The 11,322-nt window shown below is 59.8% G+C and carries 14 protein-coding genes; 4 read left to right on the top strand and 10 right to left on the bottom strand.

The genetic code is table 11. The features are described from left to right. Positions 1–257 precede the first annotated feature (257 nt). Complete coding sequence (locus C451_RS22515; protein ID WP_161605835.1) at positions 258–398, top strand: hypothetical protein; 141 nt, start codon at positions 258–260, stop codon at positions 396–398. A gap of 146 nt (positions 399–544) precedes the next feature. Here C451_RS22515 and C451_RS03805 read toward each other — a convergent pair whose 3' ends face one another. Beyond that, positions 545–1,132: an IS6 family transposase gene (locus C451_RS03805; protein WP_080503476.1), complete on the bottom strand. Its 588-nt coding sequence runs from the start codon at positions 1,130–1,132 to the stop codon at positions 545–547. Positions 1,133–1,412: 280 nt separating this feature from the next. On the opposite strand from C451_RS03805, the gene C451_RS03800 reads away from it, so the two are divergent. The 3 genes from C451_RS03800 (at position 1,413) to C451_RS03790 (ending at position 3,958) form a co-directional block, all read left to right on the top strand. Continuing rightward, positions 1,413–2,291 (top strand): universal stress protein, encoded by an 879-nt coding sequence (locus C451_RS03800; RefSeq protein WP_007737874.1) that lies wholly within the window; start codon positions 1,413–1,415, stop codon positions 2,289–2,291. A 369-nt stretch (positions 2,292–2,660) separates the two neighbouring features. After that, positions 2,661–3,302: a hypothetical protein gene (locus tag C451_RS21755; RefSeq protein WP_152420394.1), complete on the top strand. Its 642-nt coding sequence runs from the start codon at positions 2,661–2,663 to the stop codon at positions 3,300–3,302. Further along, a complete protein-coding gene (locus C451_RS03790) occupies positions 3,299–3,958 on the top strand; it encodes a helix-turn-helix domain-containing protein (RefSeq protein WP_007737871.1) in 660 nt (219 codons plus the stop codon). Before C451_RS21755 ends, C451_RS03790 begins: the two co-directional genes overlap by 4 nt. A gap of 412 nt (positions 3,959–4,370) precedes the next feature. On the opposite strand, the gene C451_RS03780 is transcribed toward C451_RS03790, so the two are convergent. The 9 genes from C451_RS03780 to C451_RS03745 all read right to left on the bottom strand — a co-directional run bounded on the left by C451_RS03780 (position 4,371) and on the right by C451_RS03745 (position 10,767). After that, the gene (locus tag C451_RS03780; RefSeq protein ID WP_049912846.1) at positions 4,371–4,781 is read right to left on the bottom strand and encodes a universal stress protein; all 411 of its coding nucleotides are present in this window, start codon (positions 4,779–4,781) and stop codon (positions 4,371–4,373) included. An 18-nt stretch (positions 4,782–4,799) separates the two neighbouring features. Then, on the bottom strand, positions 4,800–5,009 hold the full coding sequence (locus C451_RS03775) for a dodecin (RefSeq protein WP_007737868.1): 210 nt from the start codon (positions 5,007–5,009) through the stop codon (positions 4,800–4,802). A gap of 533 nt (positions 5,010–5,542) precedes the next feature. Further along, a complete protein-coding gene (locus tag C451_RS24310; protein WP_394295062.1) occupies positions 5,543–6,121 on the bottom strand; it encodes a CPBP family intramembrane glutamic endopeptidase in 579 nt (192 codons plus the stop codon). Positions 6,122–6,178: 57 nt separating this feature from the next. After that, entirely contained in the window at positions 6,179–6,340 is a 162-nt protein-coding gene (locus tag C451_RS22510) for a hypothetical protein (RefSeq protein WP_161605834.1), read from the bottom strand. Positions 6,341–6,478: 138 nt separating this feature from the next. Next, positions 6,479–6,616: a hypothetical protein gene (locus C451_RS22505; protein WP_161605833.1), complete on the bottom strand. Its 138-nt coding sequence runs from the start codon at positions 6,614–6,616 to the stop codon at positions 6,479–6,481. A gap of 483 nt (positions 6,617–7,099) precedes the next feature. After that, positions 7,100–7,426, bottom strand: coding sequence for a hypothetical protein (locus tag C451_RS03765; RefSeq protein WP_007737866.1), 327 nt, complete (start codon positions 7,424–7,426; stop codon positions 7,100–7,102). A gap of 1,014 nt (positions 7,427–8,440) precedes the next feature. Further along, entirely contained in the window at positions 8,441–9,256 is an 816-nt protein-coding gene (locus C451_RS03755) for a DUF6544 family protein (RefSeq protein WP_007737864.1), read from the bottom strand. 66 nt (positions 9,257–9,322) lie between these two features. Then, a complete protein-coding gene (locus C451_RS03750; RefSeq protein WP_007737863.1) occupies positions 9,323–10,183 on the bottom strand; it encodes a hypothetical protein in 861 nt (286 codons plus the stop codon). Next, positions 10,180–10,767: a flavodoxin domain-containing protein gene (locus C451_RS03745; protein ID WP_007737862.1), complete on the bottom strand. Its 588-nt coding sequence runs from the start codon at positions 10,765–10,767 to the stop codon at positions 10,180–10,182. The genes C451_RS03750 and C451_RS03745 overlap by 4 nt, the downstream gene beginning before the upstream one ends. Between the last annotated feature and the right edge of the window lie 555 nt (positions 10,768–11,322).

Raw genomic sequence — 11,322 nt, 5'->3', positions numbered from 1 at the left:
CGCCAACCAGAGAGATCACGCCTCACCCTGAACAAACGAGTGGCTCACGCCTTCAACACAGAGATGAGACCTTAACCGAACACGGATGGACTAAGAACGTAAGAAGTCCCAAACTTGTCGCTTCGCTGAACGACTCGACCTCTTCGTTGAGGTAATCCGCCACGCCGAGAAAGACGACAACGGCTGCCCCACCGAGCCGAGAGCCGACGATCATAACGAACAACTGCGTTGCAGCGACCAGCTTCGCGTTGAACAGCGTGAGCGAAAGCGCAGCGATGACCGACCCGTTCGCCAGTACGTACGACCCAGCTGACACCGAGTACCGAGCGGTCGCCCGTAACGATTCGTTCGAGAATTCGTTTGAGAACGAGAGCGAGAACATCGGTCGCAGAGCCTAGCAATCCGATTGCAAATAAAAACAGCGCGATGATGAGAAGAGCACGAATGAATATTACCGAGTGCCCAGACGACCCATCAGTAACTAAATATCGTTCCAGCTGTCTAAACAGTGTTGTGATACGATCCGATCCGAGGCGCTGTCTAGTTAAGCCTCCTCAGCCGGTGTGCGGCCGTTGAGCGCTTGGTGCGGTCGCTGTGTATTGTAGTAGTGAACAAATCGCCGCAGCCAGCGGCGAATGCTGGCCGGACCGCCGTTCCAGGTTGTATAGAAGCGGTCCGTCCGCTGTTTGAGTGTCTGGAACCATCGCTCAATGTGGTTCCGACCGCTATACTCCACTTGACCGCTCAGTCCCAATCGGGACAGAGCGGTCCGGTAGCCGAAGCTGTCGACCAGCAATTCCGCTTCTGAAAGGTCGTGATGCTCCGCGAGCCGCGACAGAAATGCTGCCGCGGGATCGGTCCCGCGGCGGCTGAACACTTCGACGTCGAGCACCAGCATCGAATCAAGATCGATTGCAGCGTAGCACCACCGCCACTCCGTGCCGATTTGGATCGCCGTCTCGTCTTGGCTGTCTGCGAGGCGGTGCGTCCAGTCCCAGACCGCTCCGTGCGAGCGGTCAACGTCGAGGAGCTCAAGAATCGCTGCGGTCTCACGCAACGAGAGTCCCGCAGAATGGAGTCGGACGGCGAACGCCCTGGAGTGATCTGGGCAACGTTTGGATGGTAGAGGGATGTGGCTGCTTCTATGGGATAAAAAATCGACCGGCGATAGTGAATTCGCTGGTTCACCCGCTGACCAACATTCATCTCTCACGCAGACCACTCACGGGCGTTCGCCGTCCGCTCTCGGTCCCAACAGTCACTATCTACCGGCCCTAACGTCTCACCGAGCAGGTCGCTGAGTGGCATGGATCACCAGCTCTTCGGCCTGCTCACTCTTAACTAGACAGCGCCCGATCCGATTGAATGAGCGGTAGCTGAAGTTTATGTGGTACGGCTGGGTATCAACCCATATGTTCGACCGGATTCTGCTTCCGACCGATGGTAGCGAGGCAGTACAGCCGGCAATCGAGCAAGCCCTCGCCCTCGCAGAGACGTACGACGCTTCGCTGTATGTCTTGCACGTCGTCGAGACGGCGGGGATTCCGGCACGGGTGGCAAAGGACGAACTATTCGACGCGCTCGAATCCGAAGGCCGCGAGGCGATAGAAAACATCCACAAGCAAGCGAGTCGGGCAGACATCCCTCACGTCGAAGGCTCGATAGCGAACGGCACACCGTATCGAGCGATCCTCAAACGGGCCGACGAACACGATGTCGATCTCATCGTCATGGGAACTCACGGACGAACTGGCGTCGAACGACAGCTCCTCGGCAGCACCACCGAGCGCGTCATGAGACGGGCGGATGCGCCAGTCCTCACGGTTCAGGCCGACGAGGCGACTACCCATCCGTATCGGAACGTGCTGGTCCCGACCGACGGCAGCGACTGTGCGACCGACGCACTTGAACTGGGTATCGACGTGGCTGGCGCGAACGGCGCATCACTGCATCTCCTCACTGTCGTCGACAGGGGTGATTTCGGCATCAATCTGCGGAGCGACGAGCGGACCACGGAAGTGAATGCGGCCGCCACCGATGTTGTCGACGACGCCACGGCGGTTGCCGAACGTGCAGGCATCGAGTCGGTCTCGGGAACGATCGAGACCGGGACGTCGATCCACCAGGCGATCCGCTCGTACGTTGAGGAGAACGATGTCGACCTCGTCGTGCTCGGCACGCACGGTCGGACGGGCGTCGACCGGTACATGCTCGGCAGCGTCACCGAGAAGTTCGTTCGGACGTCACCGGTCCCGGTTCTAACGGCTCGAAAGACTCCCACGGAGTCGTAGCGACGACGGCCACATGAATGCCGGGCCGCGGTACCACCGTCATCGCTCCGAATGGTCTTAATCGGATGCCTTCGGTCGTCCGCTCGGCCACTACTGCTCTATCGACTGCTAGATCGCCGGTTAACTCGAGATACTCAGGCGACATCTCGAAACCCTTGGATTCGAAACGCTCCGCGACCGCCTGAAAGTACTCCAAGCGAACTTCTGGCGGCTCGGGTCGGCGATCCAAAACCGAACGACGACGTCGATTCGGGATCAGCGAGGATCCGCGGATTCGCCGCCGCTTCGTCGAGAAATATGTGTTTAATCGTGGGGAGGTCGCCACCGAACGGAACGGTGAACGGGTAGTCGATGCGGAACTGGTCTTTGATGTCGTGGTTCGTCAGCGAGCGAAAAGAGCCCGGCGAGAAACGCGACGAAGTAGACGGCAATACGGACCGTTCCGATGGCTGGCGAATCGTCGGCGTCACGCGCTTGCTGCTGAGCACGCGCTCGACGAGCGGCACGACGAAGCGACCAAGAACGAAGACGCTGACGAAAGTTACGGCGAAGACGACGAGCTTGTACAAGAACACCTCGTATCGGTCGAGGAGAGCGGCGGGAGACGTCTTTATCGGGATACTCGCAAACCACGTCAAGGAACAACGGCTGGGGCATGGAAATGGCCACTCCGAGACACGACCTCAATATTCGTGCCACCGACGGTTTTGTGGGATAATCGATTGCTCGGTCTCCGAAAACCCTCCCGTTTGTTCTCAAGTTACGAAAATCATAGCGTTTCTTATCAACGCGAAGAACCAATACAAAGGTGAATATATGGCCGGCAAAGGTGAGCGCCCAAAAGCAGCAATCCCATTACAGCGAGGAGAGCACGTCACCGTGCGTGTGCTCCCGACGATAGGTTGCCCGGTGGCGATGCCTGCCATGACCCTGGTCGGGCTCGCATTCGAACGGGTGGGCGGCCTTCTCGGCAAGCCGAAGAGGATGGACCACCGGAGGGTAGACAAATGAGCGTCGTCGCCGAGTTCGTGATCGACCGTCCGAGCTATGCGGCCGTGCTTGATGAGCTACCTGAAATGCGGCTGCTCGTAGAGGGAATGACAGCCTGTGATCACGAAACTGTGTTGGTCACGGTCTGGGCAGAGGGCGACGATTTTGAGACGTTCGAACGCGATCTCGAACACGAGGAGGCGGTCCAGACAATCGAGGCGTTGAGCGAGCAAATCGACAACAAGAAACTGTATCAGCTACGGCTCTCGGCCGCAGCGATGACCTACTGGGAGTGGACGAACCTCGGCGGCGTATTGCTTGCCTGTACGCTCAACGGCGACGGTATGTGGATGCGGATGCGCTTTCCCGACCGGAACGCGCTCGCCGCGTGTCGTGACTACTGTACGAGGCGTGATCGTTCGTTTGTCTTGAATGAACTCCGAACGACGACCGACGGTCCCGACAGCGGATCGAACGGGCTTACATCTACGCAGGAAGAGCTGCTCACGGAGGCCGTCGACGAGGGATATTTCAACATCCCACGTGATACGACGTTGAACGAACTCGCCGACTCGTTCGACATCTCCAACCAAGCCGCTTCCGAGCGTCTCCGCCGGGGAATTTCGAACGCTTTCGAGAACATATCGTTCCAATCGTCTGAACGGATACTGAACTAAAACGGTAGCAGGCCCCGACTGCTAAACCGAAAACCGCAGGGGTGGTGCAGAAGTCTTCACACACCCTGAACTGCTCTATTTTGATTTTCCGCGTAGATATATTCCACACTCATCGTTGTGATAGCTCTTAACTCATCGGTCGGTATCGCTTCCATTCTCGTCATATTGGGTCTGGGGGTAGCCGTCACGCTGGTTTCTCTCGCGTACTACACCGAGTATCGTATGACTCTCGACCACGTCCAGAACACGCACCTCACAAAAACGGCTTATTTCGCTGGTTTTTACCATTCATTGTTAATCGTTCCGCTACTGCTAATGTATTGATTCCAGCCAGTGATGCTGTGAACGACTGAGCATCACGTTCGCGTACTGCTGAGACGTTGGGGTATTCCAGTGGACCACCGACGAGAAGTCATACCGGCAGAACCGGAACGTCAGCCCCACGGAGCACGCGGTTCGTCACGGAACCCATGTGCGGCGGCTCAACGCCCGTTGCACCGCGCTTTCCCATCGTGATGAGATCGATGTCGTTGTTTCCGGCGTGTTCCAAGATTTTCTTGGGAGGGACGCCACGGAGGACCGACATCGTCGAGTCGATGTCACGTTCGGTCGCGTCCTCGACAATGTTTTCAGCAACTTCCTCGGCCTCGTCGGCGATCTGTTCGAGGAACACCTCGTAGCTGCTGAACGCTGGGGTGGAGCCGTAGACGGTTTCGTAGACGACGAACAGGACGTGGAGATGCGCGCCGTGTGCCGTCGCAAGCTCCATTCCGTGTTCGACGCCACGAGCGGCGTAGTCGCTGCCGTCGGTCGGAACGAGGATGTTCTATTGTAGCGTCGCTTACTCGCCGACCCCTTCATCAAGTTCGAACGCGACTTCGATCTCGACCTGATATTCCCGCTCGGCCCGGGCCAGTTCGACCGATTGGTTCTCCACGGAAACCCACATGAGATTGTCAAGCGTTTCCTCGGCGCGATCGACGGCGTCGTCCACGGCGTTTTCGAAACTCTCGTTGCTCCGTCCGATGAGCCTGATTTTCTTAAATACCATTCTAAGCGACTCGTTCACCCAGTATCATCAAATACCCACCGGCTTATTCTCAAAGGATATTAAGTTCGGAGAACGACGAAGGCAGTGAGACCCACGAGCGATCCCCCGAACTGGGCGAGAACGAAATGCTATGCCGTGATCGTCTCTCATTGGTCGCGGGCACGCTATCGAAGAACGGCCATGGTAGCGATTTTCGTCACCAACGCCGCGGTCAAAGGAGTACCAGTTCAGCCGTTATGCTACAAATCATAAATGAATAGCGACTTTCTACTAGTTTGATTGTGAAGATTAACCATCGGGTGATCGTCGGCGAGGACATTCGACGGGTCACGTCGTCTCAGTTTTAGGGCGGCAGCGTAACGACCGTTCTCGGCTCGGCTGAGCTCGATCTGCGCGAGGCCGAATTACGACCTCCAGCGAAGCTGAATATTCGAGCAGTACTTGCCGAGCTCGATATCACGTTTCCGGAAGACTGGCAAGTCGACACGAAGATAACGGCCCAAGTAGTGGAGTTCAAAGACCCCAGGAGGACGTCACCGAGAACGGATGCCAGTTCGGATGGGGCTACTCTCACTGGGTTTGCAACGTTGGCCGAAGTCTCGCTCAGAGACTGACCGGCGACAACGCTCGCCCATGGGGGAGCGAATCGAACGTATCCACGGCTGCTGTATGCACACAATCCGTCCCCGACAGTGGCTTTCGAGTGCTACCGACCGTTCGAATCCTGATTGACCCCGACCGCTTCGCTCCCAGGAATCTCCCAATTGGCGAATCGGCCGGGACCGTACACGACGACCAGGAAGAGTGCAACGATGACCAATGGAACCAGCCCCGTCACCTCCGAAAGGAGATTCAACCATGGTCGGGCACTCTGCCGAGGCCATCGCCGCCGTGTCGGCAGGGTGGAAGATTCCCATCGCATTGACGCCGGCGTGGAACACGGCGACGGCGAGAACGCTGCCGCCCGTGCTGTTGTATATCCACGTCCAGAGGATCGACCCAGCGAGGATCGATACCACCCAGAGCAACTGCTGGGAGAGCGACCAGCCGCCGTGGGTAGTCACGTTGAGGAACAGCGGGAGATGCCAGCCGGCCCATGCGACGCCGACCATCATGCTTGAGACGAGAGCGCTGTATTTCTCTTGGAGGAGCGGGAGCATGAACCCCTGCTAGCCGAGGTCCTCCTGACCGCCGCCCCAGACCGTGCCCCACGCCAGCGCGAGGGGATAGATGCCAGTGAACGAGAACGAACTCGGGCCAATCGGCCCGTCGAACGCGACGAACAGGACCACTGCCACGGTCAAAATGACGAGGGGGGAGTCCGAGAGCAATTGCCCACCACTTGACCCCGATTCGCCAGCGGAAGAACTGGCCGACCCATTTGCGGAGGTCGCCGCCACTGGCCCAGATGACCGCAGCTGTCCCGATAGCCGGTCCGGATCCACCAAACCCGATGAGGATCGATTGCGTCACGACGCTTCCATCCCGCTGGCTGCGACAAACCCCTGAATCACCCACGTGAACGCATACGTGATCAGCAAGAAGACGACCAGCCGATGGCGATCAATCCACGACTCACGCCCCGAATCGTGCGCCGGTTCAGCCATCATCTTCCTCTATGCTCTCCGATTCGAGTGGCCAGTTCGCTTGACTGGCTCGAAGAGTTCCTTGCTGTGTTGCAGCGTCGACGGTCTGGGTGAGCAGGCTGACAGTAAACGAGACAGTTCCGGCGACGAGACGGCGCGGCGGCCGCGGAGTCTGTTGATGACGGTGTAAACGAGAAGCGCGCTCACAATGCCATTGAGAAGCGATTGGATGGTGGCCTTCATGAGCTACGGATAGAAATATTGGATACATAAATGGAACTACGGACCGGAATAGAGGTCTTTTGGACAACATCGATGTCGGGCAATGCTTGAGGAGAAATCCGGTTCGGATTGCGCTCGTCGTTACCGAGGAGGTGCTCCTCCGCTGGGGGTTCATGACGCTACTCGTCTGGGTAGGGTGACGGCTCGCCGGTCGACAGGTTCGCCTTCGCGCACGACGGTATAGATGGCGATTTTGATCGCAGCAGTCGTTTTCGGAGCCGGTCACTTTCCGGCAGTCGCCGCAGCGACGCCGCTAACATTGGTCGTGATCGCTCGAACGGCCCTTCTCAACTCCATCGATGGTGTCGTGTTCGGCCTCGTACTTCGAAGCACCTCGCCGGACGTTTCCTGCCGGCGGTGCGCCCGTCGTCTGTAGACGCCGAAGCCGACGGCAGCGAGCCACGTCGCCACCCCGGTCACGAGGAGACCGACGCCGCTCCACCACGCCATCGCGTACGTCACGTCGACGAGCCTCTGGCCGCTGAACACGTCTAACTGTATCGTTCCCGCCTCGACGCCCTCGGTGATCAGTTCGACATCGGCCAGCACGAAGAGTGCTGCCCCACCGACGACGAACGCCGGTCCGATGAGGACCAGTATCCCGGTGACGAGTCAGTCGACGTACCGGGGCACTCGTGGCTGTGAACCGCCGTCTTCCGCGCTTCGAGTCGTGGTTCCTCCGCTGGATGGTACCTCCAGACATCTCTCTGATCGGTCGTCAATTCCTTCAAATTGTCGGGGATTTGATTGAAATAAGGCCCGTATCGAGCGGCTCAGATGAACCCTTCATCAGACCGGTTTCAGCCAAAGCCGGATGGGGTAGCTAGGTAGTCAGTCCAATAATCCAACCCTCATCGGTGGTGCGAGCCCGGTGATTGCTGGCGTCACGATGGCCTACATCACCGGCGGAGCCGAGCGAGTGCGCACATCTGGCAACGGATGATTGATATCAGTCGGATCGCTCCGAGGTGGTGGATGATCATCATAGGTTACTGGCTGGCGTTTGACCTCATGATGGGAGGTGCAGCCATTCTCATAGGGGTGACCGACCGTCTGATCGACCTCGCTGGGGCCAGTTGAGCGATCCCGGAGCGGTCGGGTTCATGTTGCTGTTGTCGTTTATTTTCCCCTTGGCCGAAGAGATCGGGTTTCGTGGGTACTATCTCGACCGGTTATAGGAACGCTTCGGTCCGACGGTTTCCGGCCTGCTCAACGATGGCACTTGGGCCATCTGGCACATGCCGTTCGTCTGGTTCCCTGGCTACTACACCGATCTGTCCTTCGCCCTGGAACTCTGGTAGTGGCTGCCGTCGATCGTCCTCCAGACCCTGCTGATCATCTGGGTGTACAACACGCGGCGTAGCATTCTGGCAGTCCTCGTGTTCCACGGTATGCTGAACTTCACTGGTCTCGCGTTGGGGCTCGCACCCGAGATGCAACCGTTCAGTCTCTGGGGTACGGCCCTCGTGGCGGCCATCCTCATCGTGCACTGGTGGCGTACGTCAAGTACCCGGTCGTCTCAGGTGCCGGATACTCCGTGAGAGCCGAAATTCGACAGCCGAGTCAATGAAAGAAGGCATCTCGGAGTTCCGCCCGGAAGAACGGCTCGTACGCATCGGTTCCGAACCCCCAGCCCACCTCCAATCGGGAGGGGATGGTGAGCCCGTCGACGGTTCGCTCGCGCTCGATTGACGCCCCGAACGGGCGCATCTCGCCGGTGTCGCCGTCCAGACGCAGTGTCTCGACGGATTCGACCGCGCCCGCTTCATCGACGGTCACTGTCAGCGATTCCTCGACGTCCGGAAGCACGACGCGCGCCCGTCGGTCACCGACTCCTTCCCACTCGGCTCCCATCGCCGGGAGGAAGCTTGTGGGGAGCCAGACCGACTCGGCGAGGAACCGGCCGGCCGACGAGCGGTTGATGACCGGCCCGCTGGAGCGAACAATGGGGACGAGGCTGGCGAGGGCGAACCGCTGTCCACCGGTGCCATCGATGTGGAAGTCGGCTCCCGAAAACCGGAGGCCGAAACCGAATCGAACCGTCGGTCGCCAGATGAACCCGCGTCGCGCGGCCAGCGTCTCGTCGGCCGTGAACGGCAGCCAGCGACCGCCGAGACGGAGCTGACCGTCCATTGTCAGCTCGATCCGGCGGGCAAGTGGCGTTCCGGGTGCGATGGCGTGTCGGAGATACCGCTCGGCCGCCGGCGGCAGGTCGGCAATCGAGTCGGAATCGAACACATCGTCGGCCGTCCGTTCAGTCCTGAGCGCCCGTTGGCGCTCTAGCAGTTTCCGCTGAGCACGGAGTTGAACGACACCCAGTGCGCCGCTGACGCCGGCGAGCGCGAGCGCACCACGACGCACGGTGGTCGAATCAAGCATCCGTCGATGGTTCGGTCGCTGCCGGGAAATTCTTAGGGGAAGGCACAGAGCCCGGTTTGGGGCGAGTCATTTGCCCGTCAGCCCGCTCGAAGCGCCGGCGGTCCACGCCGCCGGACCCGATTCGACCGAGCGGAGGAATCGAATCAGCAGCCAGAGACCGACGGCGCTGATGAGACCGAAGATGACGACCTGCGGGAGCACCACCGACTGGCCGTCGGCGACCATGACGACGACCATCGAGAGCACCGCCAGCCCGAGGGTGGCAATCTTTGCGAGCACCACACCGGTGAAGACATAGCCCCACGCCCGGCGCTTACCGAGCCAGTACGCCGAAATGACGTACGCAGGTACGAGAACACCAAGGTCGAGCGAGTAGATGACGTTTGTCGGTAAGTTCGCCGCCGTGACGCTTTCCGGCGTGATACCGGCGAGCGTTGCGGGAAGGATATCGGCGAGCCAGAGGGTGACGACCAGAAGCGCCACCAGCAGTTGGAAGGCGACGTACGACCGCACGCTCCGCTCGCCGACCGCCCGTTTGAGACCGGTGGGGTTGAGGCGGACCATCCCGCCCACGAAGGTGTAGAGCGTCAGCCCGAGCAGCGCAACGTAGACGAGGTACAGTTCGTTGAACGCCGTCATGAACGCATACGAGGCGTAGGTGTACAGCAGATAGCCGGTCACACCGAGCCAGACGATATACCCTCGGAGCGAGCCGTCGACCGTGAAATACAGCGACACAGCGAGTGCGGGGACCGCCACCACCAGCGTCAGCAGGTCCTGCCCGTAGACCTGCGGGAGAAGTACCGGCGCGTCGCGGTAGAAACCGGGGACGAATAGGCCGACAATCGTTGCAATTACGGTCAAAACGAGAGTTGCGAGTGACGCGAGGATGTACGGGCGCGGGAGCGTGGTTCGTGAAGCGGTCATTCGATCCTCGCTTGCCCGTCCCCACTGGATGCCACGCCGAACCGCCCCTCAACGAACGCGGCGAAGTCGTTGGCGAACGCCGCGACCTCCGCCCAGTCGGTGTATTCGTAATCACGGGACGTATCGGTATCACCGGTGGTGTCTTTGGCGATGCGTTTCATCAGCAGCCGCTTGAGGAAGCCGTACTTCGAGTATCGGAGTGCGCCGCCGAACAGCCCGATGTGGTCGGGCTGCCAGTCGATCGTTTCGAGGAATTCATCGGCGTATCCCGCGGCTTCGGCCCGACGCTCCTCATCGGGCCCCGCCGAAGAGATCGACAGCTGGAAGAAGGCCGTCGGGCGCGACGCCAGCGCGTCGTGGTTGTCGTCCACGAACTCCCGAACGGCCGATTGCTGTTTGCCCACGTGAATCGACGCACCAACGAGCACGGTATCGAACTCTTCGATGGCGAAATCGGGTGGAACGTCGGCGACGTTCATCGCCGTGGTGTCGTGGTCGCGTTCGGCGAGCACGTCGACAATTCGATCGGCAACCTTCGCCGTCTGTCCCTCACCAGTTCCGTAACACACGAGCATCGAAACCATGCTGGTTCACCTTTCGAGGGGCAAGAAACGCCCCGAGCCAATAAATGGGGTTGCTGAGAGGGCCCGTCGAACGGGATACGAAAACAGCGGCGCTCCTCCCGATGGGTCGGTAACTCGGCTGCAAGCGTGTCGATTACACGGCGAGGTGCGTCTCGCTCGCGCACTCAGCTACCAGGTACTGTGGTCGTCGGGATGAGTGTGAATCAAATCGGCGGTCGCCCTCGCCACCTTCCGCACCAAGGCGGAGCCTCCCATCGCGGTCGACAGTTGCTGGCGGCGACGTTCGGACCGTGCTTCCGTGCGAGCGTTCGCGCGCCGTAGACCGCGACGACCCTCACGACGCCGACCATCATCCCTGAGAGCGGTCGCCCGTGCTGGAGGGGTGAGAGGCGATGAACCGGTTCCAGACATTGAAATCGCCGTGGAGGAGCGTCACTGCGAGGACGCTTCCACTGGTGCTGTTGAACAGTCACGTGTACATCAACGAGACGAAGATGAACGCCGAATGAGCGGGAGCGGCATCGCGCTGTTCGTGTCGGGCAGGAACAGCAGCGG

Origin of the sequence: Halococcus thailandensis JCM 13552, from assembly GCF_000336715.1 — an archaeon.
GTDB classification, from domain to species: Archaea; Halobacteriota; Halobacteria; order Halobacteriales; family Halococcaceae; genus Halococcus; species Halococcus thailandensis.
The sequence above is the reverse complement of the archived record's forward strand: the minus strand, read 5'-3'. Positions and strand labels throughout refer to the sequence as shown.